General features: G+C 61.4%; 14 protein-coding genes. 4 read left to right on the top strand and 10 right to left on the bottom strand.

Translation table 11 applies throughout. The annotated features are described in order from the left end of the window. Positions 1–205 precede the first annotated feature (205 nt). Complete coding sequence (locus ACLI1C_RS04715) at positions 206–1,372, top strand: Shedu immune nuclease family protein (protein WP_411395701.1); 1,167 nt, start codon at positions 206–208, stop codon at positions 1,370–1,372. Between the two features lie 206 nt (positions 1,373–1,578). Here the strand turns inward: ACLI1C_RS04715 and ACLI1C_RS04710 are convergent, their stop codons facing one another. Then, positions 1,579–2,106, bottom strand: a complete 528-nt coding sequence (locus ACLI1C_RS04710) for a hypothetical protein (RefSeq protein WP_411395699.1) — start codon at positions 2,104–2,106, stop codon at positions 1,579–1,581. Between the two features lie 388 nt (positions 2,107–2,494). Between ACLI1C_RS04710 and ACLI1C_RS04705 the strand changes: the two genes are divergently transcribed. Both ACLI1C_RS04705 and ACLI1C_RS04700 read left to right on the top strand, forming a co-directional pair. Continuing rightward, positions 2,495–3,616 (top strand): hypothetical protein, encoded by a 1,122-nt coding sequence (locus ACLI1C_RS04705; RefSeq protein ID WP_411395698.1) that lies wholly within the window; start codon positions 2,495–2,497, stop codon positions 3,614–3,616. Positions 3,617–3,679: 63 nt separating this feature from the next. After that, positions 3,680–4,591: a hypothetical protein gene (locus ACLI1C_RS04700; RefSeq protein ID WP_411395697.1), complete on the top strand. Its 912-nt coding sequence runs from the start codon at positions 3,680–3,682 to the stop codon at positions 4,589–4,591. Between the two features lie 302 nt (positions 4,592–4,893). Here the strand turns inward: ACLI1C_RS04700 and ACLI1C_RS04695 are convergent, their stop codons facing one another. From ACLI1C_RS04695 to hemP, 9 genes are read right to left on the bottom strand one after another with little or no spacing between them, the layout of a single operon-like run. Next, positions 4,894–5,838, bottom strand: a complete 945-nt coding sequence (locus ACLI1C_RS04695) for a TonB family protein (protein ID WP_411395696.1) — start codon at positions 5,836–5,838, stop codon at positions 4,894–4,896. Next, entirely contained in the window at positions 5,838–6,281 is a 444-nt protein-coding gene (locus ACLI1C_RS04690; protein WP_411395695.1) for a biopolymer transporter ExbD, read from the bottom strand. Before ACLI1C_RS04690 ends, ACLI1C_RS04695 begins: the two co-directional genes overlap by 1 nt. Then, entirely contained in the window at positions 6,281–6,985 is a 705-nt protein-coding gene (gene tolQ / locus ACLI1C_RS04685; RefSeq protein ID WP_411398223.1) for a protein TolQ, read from the bottom strand. Before tolQ ends, ACLI1C_RS04690 begins: the two co-directional genes overlap by 1 nt. Further along, positions 6,972–7,400, bottom strand: a complete 429-nt coding sequence (locus tag ACLI1C_RS04680) for a hypothetical protein (protein WP_411395694.1) — start codon at positions 7,398–7,400, stop codon at positions 6,972–6,974. Before ACLI1C_RS04680 ends, tolQ begins: the two co-directional genes overlap by 14 nt. Further along, positions 7,400–8,224: a heme ABC transporter ATP-binding protein gene (locus ACLI1C_RS04675; RefSeq protein WP_411395693.1), complete on the bottom strand. Its 825-nt coding sequence runs from the start codon at positions 8,222–8,224 to the stop codon at positions 7,400–7,402. Before ACLI1C_RS04675 ends, ACLI1C_RS04680 begins: the two co-directional genes overlap by 1 nt. Before the next feature lie 4 nt (positions 8,225–8,228). Further along, positions 8,229–9,329 (bottom strand): FecCD family ABC transporter permease, encoded by a 1,101-nt coding sequence (locus tag ACLI1C_RS04670; RefSeq protein ID WP_411395691.1) that lies wholly within the window; start codon positions 9,327–9,329, stop codon positions 8,229–8,231. Positions 9,330–9,339: 10 nt separating this feature from the next. Continuing rightward, complete coding sequence (locus tag ACLI1C_RS04665; RefSeq protein WP_411395690.1) at positions 9,340–10,218, bottom strand: hemin ABC transporter substrate-binding protein; 879 nt, start codon at positions 10,216–10,218, stop codon at positions 9,340–9,342. A gap of 8 nt (positions 10,219–10,226) precedes the next feature. Then, positions 10,227–11,282: a hemin-degrading factor gene (locus tag ACLI1C_RS04660; protein ID WP_411395689.1), complete on the bottom strand. Its 1,056-nt coding sequence runs from the start codon at positions 11,280–11,282 to the stop codon at positions 10,227–10,229. Between the two features lie 8 nt (positions 11,283–11,290). Beyond that, complete coding sequence (gene hemP, locus ACLI1C_RS04655; protein WP_411395688.1) at positions 11,291–11,518, bottom strand: hemin uptake protein HemP; 228 nt, start codon at positions 11,516–11,518, stop codon at positions 11,291–11,293. Positions 11,519–11,651: 133 nt separating this feature from the next. On the opposite strand from hemP, the gene ACLI1C_RS04650 reads away from it, so the two are divergent. Next, a complete protein-coding gene (locus ACLI1C_RS04650; protein ID WP_411395687.1) occupies positions 11,652–13,778 on the top strand; it encodes a TonB-dependent receptor domain-containing protein in 2,127 nt (708 codons plus the stop codon). Positions 13,779–13,798 lie beyond the last annotated feature (20 nt).

The raw sequence follows: 13,798 nt of genomic DNA, 5'->3' as shown, positions 1-13,798 counted from the left end.
CTGTGTCGGTCTTCTAGGGGCGCGCGACCGGTGAGTGAGGAGCATCCAATGCTCCCGTTCGACCCTATCCAAGTTGGCGAAAAGGCTGGCAGAGGAGGCGCCTGAGGGCTTTGCGACAGTCTAGGCTGAGGGGGTTCCGGGTTGTTCTGTGAGCGTTCTGAGTGGGGCTGTCTATTGTTTTTCGTCGTGAATGGGAGGCGCGGACTTGTCGGATGAGGGTGAAGCAACGTTCGTGTCTGGGGCCCGCCTGGACCACCTCTACACCTATCACTTCAAGAATGGTGAGGGGAAATACTTCAACATCCTCACCACGGAAGAGGGAGACACCGCACTGGAGTATGAGGAGCCGGACCACATCCGAAACCGCCTCAAACTCACCCTCACCTTCATCAAACAGAGTTCGAGGATAAAAGAGGTCACCCTGAAGCGTTTTAAGTTCCACAAGAATGAGGGCTGGGTGGAGCAACCTCACGGCCCTGGGGAACCCTTTAAACTCACTCACTTCTCCTTTGAAAAGCTGGCCCAGCTCCTTGCGATGCTCTCCGAATTGGATTTGGCCAACATTAATGAGCGCCGGGTTCAGCTCATGGAAGGGCAAGGCGCGGGCATCAGCGCGGAGGTCGGCAAGACCCTTCGTACCCTTCTCATCCAGCCTGATGGTCAGAGGATTGTGGAGGAGCTGGTCAAGAGCGGCCTTATCACGTCCCATGACATCGTCAACCTTGGCTACCGAAAGCAGCAGCTCGCACTCTTCGAGAGGCTGCTACGCTCGCCTAGCGCAGTTGAGGACTACGCCCGATCCAACGAGGTGCGGTTGGACCAGCCCGAAAAAGCTTGGCAGCACTTCTTCAAGCAGAACGAATGGATTTTCGGCTATGGCCTAGACTACCGCTTCCTTGGCATTCTCCAGGATGAGGCGGAAGTTGGGACGCCGGACCTCAGCGGAGCTAATTCCCCCACCACAGACTTCCTTGCTGCGAGCAAACACTTCACAATGCTAGTGGAGTTGAAACTCCCGGGCACCATATTGTTCAGCTCTAGGCGGAACAGGTCTGGAGCGTGGAAGCTGTCCACCGACCTCTATGATGCGGTGTCCCAAATCCTGGAACAGAAGGCGAGTTGGCAGGTGCGTAGCGCGATGTCAGCAGTGACCCGCGATGGCAATCACATCCATCAATTGACGGCTGACCCCAAGGCGCTGTTGATCATCGGTGACGACGCGGCGTTTAAGGCGACTACCGAGCGGGAGACGCAGCTCAAACTGCGAACCTTCGAGCTGTTCCGCAGAGACACGCGCAACGTAGAAATTGTGACATTCTCAGAGCTTTACGAGCGAGCCAGCTTTATCGTGGCGAAAGCCGATGCACAGTGATCAAGGGCTATCAGGAACGCCTTGGCCGTAGGTCGCAAGCCCACGGCGATTGCAAAGCACTCCAACGTGGCTCGATCTGCCGTCTACCGAGTGATGGGTGAAGAGCGGTCGTAGCATTTGGGAGCGGGCTATGAACCGATCCTTATAAGGAAGGTGTCTATTGTTTCTATCGCGGGAGGCGCTCTGAGACGCCCAACCACTGATAGCTACACCGGCCTTGTCCTTAAAGAAGCTTTGTCCCTATGCAATACGCCTTCAATATCGGCCAGCCGCACAAATTCCCCCAGCAGCGCAGTTGGAAAAATGCTGTGACCGCCCCCGAGGGAGCCTGTGGCCATCTGAACTAGTCCTGTACGGAGGCATGCGGTGCCGTAAGCGTCAGACGTCTTGGTGTCCATTCCCTCCGATGCTTCCAGCGCCTCTTGCGCTATAGCCCATGCGCCGAGCTTGTTCACACCGGGGCCTTTAAAGACGGTCCACTCCCGAAATAGCGTGGCAAGCACTATGATTTCTTCCCGCCGCAGGCTGGCGATTAGGTCGGCCCATCGCAAAAACTGGTCAGCATAGAGGTCGCCCCCCCGCGCCTGCCCTGACGCGGTAGCAGCCATCAGCCGTAAGTTGAGCCTCGCGGTCCCCTCAACTGCTGACCGCATGTACCGAAAGGTGACCGCCGCCACATCTTCTGCAGGCACATCATCAAGTGTTCTTGTCCCTCTCGAAAGCTCATCGGTCAAAATGTCCCTCGCGGCAGCGACACGCTGACTAAGAAGGTTTCGCCAAGCCACACTCCCAACAGCTCCTGTGGTTCCAGCAATCGGCAGGCCGTACGAGCTCATCACGTCTACGAAGACGGCATTGATTATGTCGAAAACCACTTGAACCCTTTACAATCGGAGAAGCCGATGGCCTCTTGTTGAATGTCGTCTTTGGGGCCACCACACTGAACTAAATCGCGGAAAATCTATAGAACGACCAGGTAATGTTTTATGCCTTGCTGGCATCGCATCTGTATAAAAATGCGCAGCCAAACCAATTGAGGGTACATTTGTGGTTCATATTCTCTCTGGCCAGCGAAGGTCCGAGTTTCTTTCGGGTAGCTGTATCGCTCGGTTTGAAATGTGCATGACGGACGATTTGAGCAAACCCACGCTCTACATCAAATCAAACATAATAGATCTATATTTTGTGTCGGAGAGTAGCTCAGCTTCGTTAGACCTTATCCCAACTGAAAGTGGGAATATTGTTTATGTGATTGGAATTGACGAAAAGGCGGACTTTCCATTTTATCTGTTCTCTGCTGTTGAGATAATGAGCGAAAAGACTGCGTTGTCGCTGGTTCTTTCGGGGGCAGAGTTCGACATTATCCTCTTCAATGATTATGCTTTGGAAATTGCGCGGACCACCGGACGATACAATGGCAAGGGCGAGGCGGGCGAACTGCTAACAAGCTTTGTGCCTCAGGGCCCTGACTATGCCGGGACTTCATTAGACGAAATCACACAAGCCGTATCTAAGTTCAGCGATGATCGGACCACCGGCTTCTCACCAAACGTCATCTTTTCGGAATTCCAGAGTGACGCGCGATCTAGTGTGATTTCGGGTCTTGGCAATGTGATGCATGTGGCGGGCTTTAGCGGTGCTACGGAAGTGCATGAGATGCTTCCACAGATTGTTGGCGATCATACATTGCTGCACTTTGTGCATTCGCCGGAAGTCGCGATATCCGAGAGTAACAAACGAGAGTTCGCTGATGCCATTATTGTTGGAGATGGCGCAGCACTATCCATCCAAGCGAAGTGCTTCGACTTCGACGGGGAGGTGCCTCCAACCAGCCGAGCGAACGCCGAGAAGCGTATGAGGAAGAATGTAACAAAAGCAATTTCTCAAACAAGGGGCTCCTCAAGGATGGTCCGAGAGGGTAGGGCGTTGTTCGCGAAAGAAGTGCCACTCAAGATATCCAATGACGCCGCATTCATGTTTTGCATCTTTGTCCCATGTCTTGATCTGATCTATGGAGAGTTGAACGACGAATTGGCTGAATTAGGTGAGCAGCTGAGTTTGTATGGGCAGCACCTTGTGGTTCTTGATCCCATGCAGTTTTTAAGGACGCTGCAGGCCGCTGGCCCCGTCTCTGAGAGTCTAGGAACCACCCCAGAAGAGACGTTCTTTCATCTTCTTGGACGGAATAGCCAACAGGCGGCATCAGAGAGAAATTACACCCGTCCCATCCTATACCGTTGGTGAATTCGTATAGTATAGTTCAAATTCTTCCACTATAGAAGTAGTGGCGCGAAAACCGGGGAATACATGAAGGTCGATCTACCGAGCTGGTCTGTACGCAATCCACTGGGAACTATAGCGCTGTTTATCAGCTTGATCTATGGCGTTTGCGCCCTTCTACTTGGCGCTTCTATCAGTTCCCTAGAACCGCAAAATCAGACCATTCTAGTTCTCTTCATCGCGCTGTTCCCGGTTTTGATTCTGGGGGTATTCGCGTGGCTTGTATCAGTTCATCACAAGAAGCTTTACGGCCCAGGTGACTATCGCACAGACGAGAGCTTCCTACAGGCGGCCCAGTCAAGCTCGCCAGAGCAAGTCGGTAGCAAGCTCCAAGAAGAAATTGCCGTTGAAATGGATGGCGCTCTGGTTGAGCTTCCGCCAGGAGGCCAGCCGGAAATCAACGACCCGGCTGTCGTAGAGCCGTCGGGAGCTGCGCCCAGCCCCTCCCCGGCCGAAGAAAAATCGCCAAGTGTCGAAGTCCGGCGAACAAATGCTGACTTGGTTAGGCGGGCATACTTCGCGGAGAGCCTTGCGCTTCAGGAGTTGCAGCGGAAGTACGATGCAACAATCAAGCGGAATGTAAGCTTCTCAACACCTTCAGGATCACTGCGGTTAGACGGCATTATCTCTACTCAGAGTGGCGAGCTAGGGGTCGAAATCACTCTGTTGCGGTCAGGCATGTCAATCAATGCCAGACTACGCAAGACCGCAGATTACATTCGCCGGGTGCAAACCTTGCTTCCCTCGATGCGTATGCTTGTCGTCTTGATGACTGATGATGAAGGTCTCAGCTCGGATCGCGCATTGTTTGCCGCACGTACGGCTATGGGCGAGCTGTCAAACGTGGAATTCGTTGTCTTCGACCTGTTCGATCTAAGCCGGAAGTACGGACTTACGCTTGACGTTCAGAGTGAGACCGGATCGACGCAGAATGGTTGACCATCGCTACAACGGTTTCAGGTGCGCTCACTAAGTAGGCGCAGTGGCCAACTCAAGTCCAAGGGAGGTTGTTGACGCAGGTACTCGCTATTGGTACTCAGACTGCATCTAGCGGCCTCTGAAGCCCCAGGAAATCTGGCGTTTATGCTGGTCGATGGCAGAGTTCAATCCTGTCCGGCAGCACCAGTTTTCTTCATTGATTTCCAGAACGGTGTGATTGCAAGCGCGCGTGATGCACGCGGTGTGTCTGCTGGTCGTTTCCGGAACCCTTCCAGGTGTGTTCGACCTTGCCCCTGAGCGGATCAGCCGCCGAAGGCCAAGGGCACGTCGAAGGTCCAGTTGGAACGGTTGGCCTGGGGCGGGATGGGCGGGAATGGTGCGGCGCGGGTGACGGTGGTGAGGCCGGCCTGGTCGACGGCCGCATTGCCAGAGGATCGGCCGATGCTGATGCCCGAGACCTGGCCATTGGCCAGCACGGTGAACCGCACCACGACCTCGCCCCGGGAGCTGCTATTGCTGCGCAGCGCGCGACGCAGCCGGCCCAGCACTTCGCTGGGATAGCGGGCAACTTCGGCATCGCCGCCATTGCCGGCGCCGGCCTGCTGTGCGGCGCCGCCTGCCGCAGCTATCGCATCAGCATTGCTGGCGCCGCCATTGCCGGACTGGCTGGGCTGCGGTGCGGGGACGCGTGGCTTGGGCTGGGCCGGTGCCGGGGCGGGGCTGGAATGGGTTGGCTGGCTCGGCCGTTGGAAGCTGAGTGTTTTCGGCACCGGTGCGGTCTTGAGGTCCGCGCTGCTGACCGGCGCAAGGGTCGGGGCGGGCGTTGCTGCGACTGCCTGGCTTGTCTGGGCGCTGAGGGCGGTTGAGCTCAGTTCGGCGAGCTCAACGGTCGGGTTAGCCATGAGGGGCTCAGGCGCGTCAGGTTCGACGGGATCGACCGGGCCCGGTTCGACGGGGTCACTCCGCAGGGGCTGCTGGGCGGCCGGCTGCACGGGCGCAACCGTCTCCGGTTCGAGCGATTCGATCGGTGCTGCGCGTGCGGCAGATCCGGAGGAGACCAGATTGACCGTTGAATGGCTTTGTACCAGTTCGGTGGCATTGGCCGAGACGTTCGAGAGGGTGACGATGCTGACGCTCACCGCCTCCGCGGCAGGCGCGTCGTCCGGCTCGGACCAGGCAAAGCCGATGAGCGCCAGGCCGATTACGGCGGCATGCACCAGCGCCGAGCCAGGGAGAGCCCACTGCATTACTCGGCCTGCTTGCGTTCGGTGATCAGCCCGATCTGGCCGTAGCCGGCCGCGGAGAGCGCGCCCATGACCTCCATGATGGCGCCATAGGCGGCTGTCGCGTCGCCGCGCACATAGAGCCGCTCATCGGTTCCGTCGACGGCCAGGGCCGCGACGGCCGGTACGAGCGTTAGGAGTGTCACCGGTTCGCTGTCGATGGAAATGGCGCCGTCCGGCGTCACCGTCACGGTGATGGGCTTGCGCTCCAGCGGCATGGCCTGCGCCTGGGTCTGCGGCAGGTCGACCGGCACGCCCATGGTCATGAGCGGCGCGGCAACCATGAACACAACGAGCAGGACCAGCATCACGTCCACCATCGGCGTCACGTTGATGTCGCTGATCGCCGCATTGCGGGCACGGCCGCGCCGCCTGCCGCCCTTGGCTCCGCCCGCCGACATGCCCATCAAAGGGTTTTCCCGGCGTCCAGCTGCCGCGACAGCAGCGCCACGAGCCTGTCCGCGAAGGCTTCCAGCCGCCCGATCAGCTCGCCGGCATCGGCATTGAGCTTGTTGTAGGCGATCACCGCGGGAATGGCCGCCAGAAGACCCAGCGCCGTGGCCAGCAGGGCCTCGGCAATGCCGGGCGCCACCACGGCGAGGCTGGTATTTTCGGCAGAGGCAATGGCGGTGAAGGCATTCATGATGCCCCAGACGGTGCCGAACAGGCCGACAAAGGGTCCGGCGCTGCCGATGGTGGCGAGGAAGGCCAGCCGCTTTTCCAGTTCGGCGCTTTGCTCGGTGACCGCCAGGTCGAGCGCGATCTCGAGCCGGCTCTGCAGGCCACCTGCCGTTGCCGCGTGCTGGGCATGGCTCTTGTCCCATTCTTCCATCGCGGCGAGGAAGACTGCCGAAAGGCCGCTGGCATCCTTACCCGCATAGTCGCTGCGCAGCTCGGCAAGCGGCCGACCGGAGGCGAAGGCGCGGTCGAAGGCGGCCATGTCGCGGCGGGCCCTGGCATAGGTCGAGATGCGGTTGGCGATGATGGCCCAGCACCAGACCGAGGCCAGCAGCAGCCCCAGCATGACCGACTTGACCACCCAGTCCGCCTGCATGAAGAGGGCGATCATGGAGAAGCTGTGTTCCTGGACCGCCATGCTAGACTCCGAAATCGACGTCGAGACGTGTGCTGGTCTCAAGCGCGTCAAGACAGATGGTGGGCGGGGTGATGGCGCCCTCGCAGGCGGTAATGTCATTGACCAGCAGGCGGCCGAGGCCGTCGCATTGCAGGCCGGCGAGCTCGAACTGCAGCACCTTGGTCTTGTCCGCGCTCAGGTCCTTGAAATCGAGGGTGACGATGCGATCGATGGTCCCGGCTGCATCGAACAAGGCCAGCTCAACGGCGGCGCGATCCAGCTGGCCGCCCAGGCGGTTGGTGGCGAGGAAGGTCACCCGGCATCCTGCCTCGGCAGGCTGGAGGGCATTGAGTTCGAGCACCAGGGACGCGGGGGCAGAGGCCGGCGCCTGGGCAAGAGCGGGTGAACAGAGCAGGAGCGCCAGGGTCGCGGCGAAGGGGCGTAGGGGCATCAGGCAACCTTGATGTTGAGATCGGACGCATGCCTGCGGCCGACGGATTGGGGCAGGACAAATGGCCGGCCGGCCGGCGGCGCCACGCCGACGCGCAGGGGACAGTCGAACACTTCGGAGATCAGCTGGTCTGTCAGCACTGTGCCGGGCGCGCCGAACCCCGCCACGCGCCCGTCGCGCAGGGCCAGGATGGTATCGGCATACATCGCCGCCAGGTTGAGATCGTGCAGGATGGCGATGACCCCGCCGCCGGCATCGGCATAGCGGCGGGCGACATCCATGATCATCAGCTGGTGCTTGACGTCGAGGCTGGACACCGGCTCGTCGAGAAAGAGGTAGCGCGGCACGCCATCGAGCACCGGGATCCACACCTGGCAGAGCACGCGGGCCAGTTGCACGCGCTGCTGTTCGCCGCCCGAGATCTCGCCATAATAGCGCCCGCCAAAGCCGGCGAGGTCAACCGCGGCCAGGGCCATGTCGGGCAGTTGCCGGACCATGCCAAGCGGCAGGCCGGACCGTCCGGCCGTCAACCCCAGCGCAACGACTTCGCGCACGGTGAAGGGGAATGGCAGACTGCTGGCCTGGGGCAAGACTGCCCGCCATGTCGCGGCCTGCACCGGACTGATCGAAGCCAGGTCGTGGCCATTGAGGCTGACCGTTCCGTCATAGGCATAGTCCCGGCAGAGCGCCTTCATCAGCGTCGACTTGCCCGAGCCATTGGGCCCGATGACCGCCGTCACGGCACCTGGCGGCGCTGAAAAGGAGACGTCGTGCAGGATCTGGCGATGGCCCAGGCTGACGGAAAGCGCATGCACATCAATCATGACGTCACCAGGCGAAGGCCGCGCGCTTGCGCAGCAGGATCCAGAGGAAGAAGGGTCCGCCGAAAGCGGCGGTGATGATGCCGATCGGCAGCTCGGCCGGGGCAACGATCAGCCGGCTCACCGCGTCGGCCAGCAGCAGGAAGGACGCTCCCAGGAGGGCCGTGGCCGGCAGCAGGTAGCGATGGTCGGGGCCGATCACCAGACGCAGCAGGTGCGGCACGACGATGCCGACAAAGCCAATGCCGCCGCTCACCGCCACCGATGCGCCGGTCGCGCCGGCAACGGCCAGGATGGTGAGAAGCTTGAAGCGTTGCACCGGTACGCCAAGGTGGGCCGCTGTGGCTTCGCCCAGCGTCAGCGCATTGAGCCCCTTGCTGAGGAAAGCCGCGGCGATGAGCGAGATGGTGATGATGGGACCCGAGGCCGCGATCTTGGTCCAGTTGGCGCCCGAGAGCGAGCCCAGACCCCAGAACGTCAGGTCGCGCAACTGGCTGTCGGTGGCGACATAGACCAGGACGCCGGTGATCGCGCCGGCCAGTGCGGCGATGGCGATGCCGGCCAGCAGCATGGTGGCAATCGCGGTTTGCCCGCTGCGGGTGGCGACGCGATAGAGGATGAAGGTGGTCGCAAGGCCGCCGAGGAAGGAGGCGATCTGCAGGGCGTAAATGCCCAGGAAGGCGGTGAGCGGGGCGAGCATGGTGGTGCCCAGCACGATGATGCTGACCGCGCCCAGCCCGGCGCCCGCCGAAACGCCAACCAGACCCGGATCGGCCAGCGGATTGCGGAACAGGCCCTGCATGAGCAGGCCCGAAACCGCCAAAGCCGCGCCGACCATGGCCCCGAGCACCATGCGCGGCAAGCGGATATTGTAGATGACGGCGTGATCGCGCAGCACCTGCTCGGCGTGGTCCGGCACAAGGCCGAACCATCCGCCGATAATGGTCCAGGCCGAGGCGCCGGAAGCGCCGGTGGTCATGGACAGGAGCATCATCGCCAGCAGCAGGATGGCAAGAAGGAGGATGGCGACGCGGCCAAGCGCGCTGCGGTCGCCATCAGGGCGATCCGCTGTCAGGCTGGTCCGGGACATGGTCATTGCATTCGCCATCCCAGGCTCCTTACGGCGCGCCGTAGAGGAGGTTGAACAGCTCGCCTGCCGCAGCGGCCGTGCGCGGACCGAAGCCGAGCAGATAGCCGCCATCGAGGCGATGGAAGGCCCCGTTCTTGCCGGCCGGCGTGAGCGCAATAGCGGGGTTGGCCTTGAGTTCGGCGTCGCTGGCGGCGTGGTCGCCGCCGCGGTCCATCATCAGGATGACGTCGGGCGCGGCGTCGATAATCGCTTCCTCGGTCAGCGCCTTGTAGCCGGAATATTCGTCGATGGCGTTGACCCCGCCGGCCAGCGCGATGATGCCATCGGCGGCCGTATCGCTGCCCGACGCCTGGATCTTGCCGCCCTCGGCCGACAGGATGAAGAGGATGCGCTTGGGTTCGGTCACCGTCTGCCGGCGCGCGGCAAGGTCAGAAAATTGCTGCTCGGTGTCCTGGGCAAGGGCCTCGGCCTTGTCGTCGGCACCCAGCGCCTGGCCGACCGCGCGGATCTTGAGCAGGACGCCGTCTGCCGAATAGCTCTCCGGCACGGTCTGATATTCAACGCCAGCCTGGCTCAGCACGTCGAGTGCTTCGGGCGGGCCACTGCCCTCGATCACCAGCAGGGCGGACGGGCTGACGGACAAGACGCCTTCGGGCGCCAGCTGGCGCATATAGCCGACATCGGGAAGGGCAAGGGCCGCCTCGGGATAGAGGGCCGTCTGGTCGCGGGCAACCAGCCTGCCCTCTTCGCCAAGGGCGAAGATGATCTCGGTGAGGGAGCCGCCGATGGAGACAAGGCGCGAGGTATCGGCAAATTCATGCAGTTCCTGGGCTGCGACATTGGGCAGGCCAAGGCCGAGAGCCAGGACAGCGGCGCCGATGAAGCGGAAAGACGAAAGGGTGTTCATGTCAGGCCTCATGCGGCGTTGGACTGGTTATGCAGGGGCAATTGCTCGACGGCAGTGCGCCAGCCGGCGCGCTCGTCGGAGCCTTCCTGGCGTTTGCCGAAGAACTGGATGATCAGCTCGCGATTGCCGTCATAGACCTCCACCGAGGTGACGTGCCCGTCGCTGGTCGGCTTGCGCACGGCCCAGACCGAGGCGATGTGATCTAGCCGCAGATGGAGGTGGAAGGTGTCGTCCATCACGTTGAGCCAGGGGCCCATCGGCTTGATGTTGGTGACCGGACCGGCATGGATCTGGATGCAGCCGTGATTGCCGACAAAGGCCATGATCGGCAGGTCAGTCCCCGCGACGGCGGCGAACATCTGTTCCACGGCCTTGGCGTCGAGCTGCCAGGCCAGGTCCTCGCCGACCATCTCGATCGCGGTGAGGCGATGCAGATTGAGCTTCCTGAGCATGCCGAAGAACTGATGCGTATCCGTCAGGGCCTGCCAGCGCTCGCGCAATGCAGCGACGCCGGCCGGCTCGCCCGGTTCGGCAACGGGTGGCTGGGGCGTCACAGTGATGGCGTCGACCTGCTCGGGATGGCGCAGATTGGTGACCAGCACCGACCAGGCCTCAAGATTGGTGGCGGGGCGGGCATGCACCTTGTGCACCGCATGGCCCTGGGCGTCGAAGAACTGCAGCGAGCGCCGCACCGCACCATCCTCGCCGGGCTTTTCCACGGCAAAGCCAAAGGCCCATTTTGAGGGGAAGATGCGCAGGTCGACCTGCTCGCCCAGCACCATCGATGCCATGGGGCCGATCACCACCTTCTCATAGGGGCCGATCTTTTCGTGCACCGCACTCTCGTTGCGGGTCAGCGCCATCACTTCGCCAACCGCCGTCAGACCATTGAGCAAGATGTCGAGATCGGGCTTGAGCCGGATGGCGCTGCGCCCGACTTCGGCGGCGACCAGTTCGCCCTCGGAAATGGCATGGATACGGGCGAAATCCCGCTCGCGCATTTCGGGATGCAGAGCCCGCAGGCTTCGGATTTCGGCAGGAGTCTTGGCAGCGTTGACGGTCAATTTCGAACCTATTTGGTCAGGATGAGCTTGTCTTGGCGGGTGATTCTGAGGCGGTACTGCACGCCGTTGTGCCGGATGAAAACCTCGCTCTGGCCATCGAACAGTTCGTCGCTGCCGATGGTTCTGGGCTGGCCATTCTCGCGATCGCCAGCTGGCGGCTCTGCGGCGGCTTGCATAAATAGTCCTTTTATATCAATTGCGTAGCGCCATTCCGGATCACAGCCGGGCGACACCATAAAACTTGACTTTCTTAGCCATGTTATTTACTCGACGCAATAGGTGATCGAAAGAGTCATATTAAAAGACGCGATCACGGCAAGCCAGCTCCCCGCCAGCCAGCCTTCAAGAAACCGACAACTGGAGTTTGACATGGGGCTGGTACGATCGCGTGCCGCGGCACTGCTGTGCGGCGTGGCGCTGGGGATGATTGGTGTGCAGGGGGCTGCCGCGCAATCGAATGCGAATTTGACCAATGTGACGCTGCTGGAGCGTCTGGTAATCGGGGCCGGTGCCGCCAAGGTGGCGCTCAATACGCCACAGGCCGTGACCGTGGTCGACCAGGCGGACATTGACCAGAAGCAGGCCAGTTCAACGGGCGAGATCTTCGAGGATACTCCCGGCGTCACCATGATCGGCTCCGAGCGCACGCTCGGCGAGTCGTTCAATATCCGCGGCATCGGCTCGGCCGAAACCTCGGGCGACGAAGCGCGCATCATCATCACGGTCGATGGCGCCAAGAAATTCTACGAGCAGTACCGCATGGGTTCATTCTTCTCGGACCCCGAACTCTACAAACAGGTTGAAGTCCTGCGCGGTCCGGCATCCTCGACGCTGTACGGCTCGGGGGCCTTTGGCGGCGTCATCAACTTCACCACCAAGGATGCCTCCGACTTCATCCAGGACGGGCAGACGGGTGCCCTGCGGGTCAAGGGGAGCTACAGCTCCAATGGCAATGGGGCGCTGGTCTCGGCCATTCTGGCGCATCGTATCAACGAGACATTCGAAGTGCTTGCGACCGGCAATTTCCGCCGCTCGGCCCTGCAGGATCTGGCTGCCGGCGGCACCCTGCCCGGCTCGGAATTTGCGGCATGGTCGGGCCTTGTCAAAGGCACCATGCATCTGGATGCCGAGCAGGTGGTTCGCCTGTCCTACCAGCGCTGGAATACCGACCAGGACAAGCAGGACTATGCCCAGACAGGCACGATTCCGCTGAACAATCCGCAGAATTTCGGCCAGATCGACCGCGCCGTGGACGATCAGACCGTCGTGCTGAGCTATGAGAACCCGGCTTCGGATAACGAGATGCTCGACCTCAAGGTCCAGCTCTCCTATTCCGACACCAGCGTGCAGCAGCGCAACCCGACCAGCCCGTTCCTGGGCAGCATCGGCGCCGCCGATTACGGCTACCAGACCGTGCAGCTCAACGCGGCCAATACCTCTGAATTCTCGGGCGACAACTGGGTCAACTACCTGACCTATGGCGTGCAGGCGAGCAACCAGAACCGCGTTGCGGCGCCGGTCGGCGGCGGCGTTATCACCACCCACCCGGAAGGCACATCCACCAATGTCGGCGGGTTCGCGCAGAGCGAGCATACGATCGACGAGCGGTTCACGGTCATTGCCGGCGCGCGCGTCGACTATTCCTATCTCAACCCGAGCCAGTCACTGGCCACCACGACGCCGAATGGGCAGGCAGCCTTCTCGCCCAAGCTCGCCGCGCTCTACAAGTTCAACGACAATTTCAACGTCTTTGGCTCCGTGGCGCATACCGAGCGCCTGCCGACGCTGGACGAAATGTTCCAGTATTCGGGGACCCGCTCGGCCAACCTGAGCCTGCGGAAGGAAGCCTCGGACAATTACGAAGTTGGGTTCGGCCTGCAGAGCTATGACCTGCTCACCGCCGGTGATCGCGCCGGGTTCAAGGCCACGGGCTTCTACAACAACATCACCGACGGCATCCGCTCGAACCCGGTCACGGCCAATGCGCCCTATTTCGTCAATATCGCGGGCATGCGGCTTTGGGGGCTGGAACTCGAGGGCTCCTATGAGTCCGACCATGTGTTCGGGCGTCTCGCCTATACGCTGACACGCGGCGAATATAGCCAGACCTTCCTGGGTGCGGGCGGGTCGGCCGCCACCAATGCCAGCAATACGCGCCTGGCTGGCGATCCCCTCGACTCCCTGCCGCAGGACAAGGTCGTCCTGACCCTGGGAGGCCGCCTGCCCGAGCATGACTTCGAATATGGCACCAAGGTCACCCTGGCGGCCAACCCGATCGTCGCTGCGGCCACGGTTCCCGCCACGCCCATGCCGGGCGGCTGGGCCTCGGTCGACGTCTTTGCCAGCTGGAAGCCGCAGTCCGGCGCGTTCAAGGGGACCGAGGCGCAGTTCTCCATCGAGAACATTTTCAACGCCGACTACCGCGAGAACCTCTCGATGGACCGCTCGAAGGGCCGCACCTTCAAGCTGACCCTGGCCAAGCAGTTCGACTACTAGGAGCAAACCTGCCGGCAGCC

The organism is Devosia sp. XGJD_8 (assembly GCF_046614475.1).
Lineage (GTDB): Bacteria > Pseudomonadota > Alphaproteobacteria > Rhizobiales > Devosiaceae > Devosia.
Note: the sequence above shows the minus strand (reverse complement) of the source record. Positions and strands in the feature narration are given on the sequence as shown.

What these genes read in the sequence shown, in the direction of transcription:
- ACLI1C_RS04705 (WP_411395698.1), top strand. Translation starts at nt 2,495, where the DNA reads ATGACGGACGATTTGAGCAAACCCACGCTCTACATCAAATCAAACATA.
- ACLI1C_RS04700 (WP_411395697.1), top strand. Translation starts at nt 3,680, where the DNA reads ATGAAGGTCGATCTACCGAGCTGGTCTGTACGCAATCCACTGGGAACT.
- ACLI1C_RS04695 (WP_411395696.1), bottom strand. Translation starts at nt 5,838, where the DNA reads ATGCAGTGGGCTCTCCCTGGCTCGGCGCTGGTGCATGCCGCCGTAATC.
- ACLI1C_RS04690 (WP_411395695.1), bottom strand. Translation starts at nt 6,281, where the DNA reads ATGGGCATGTCGGCGGGCGGAGCCAAGGGCGGCAGGCGGCGCGGCCGT.
- ACLI1C_RS04680 (WP_411395694.1), bottom strand. Translation starts at nt 7,400, where the DNA reads ATGCCCCTACGCCCCTTCGCCGCGACCCTGGCGCTCCTGCTCTGTTCA.
- ACLI1C_RS04675 (WP_411395693.1), bottom strand. Translation starts at nt 8,224, where the DNA reads ATGATTGATGTGCATGCGCTTTCCGTCAGCCTGGGCCATCGCCAGATC.
- ACLI1C_RS04670 (WP_411395691.1), bottom strand. Translation starts at nt 9,329, where the DNA reads ATGGCGAATGCAATGACCATGTCCCGGACCAGCCTGACAGCGGATCGC.
- ACLI1C_RS04665 (WP_411395690.1), bottom strand. Translation starts at nt 10,218, where the DNA reads ATGAACACCCTTTCGTCTTTCCGCTTCATCGGCGCCGCTGTCCTGGCT.
- hemP (WP_411395688.1), bottom strand. Translation starts at nt 11,518, where the DNA reads ATGGTGTCGCCCGGCTGTGATCCGGAATGGCGCTACGCAATTGATATA.
- ACLI1C_RS04650 (WP_411395687.1), top strand. Translation starts at nt 11,652, where the DNA reads ATGGGGCTGGTACGATCGCGTGCCGCGGCACTGCTGTGCGGCGTGGCG.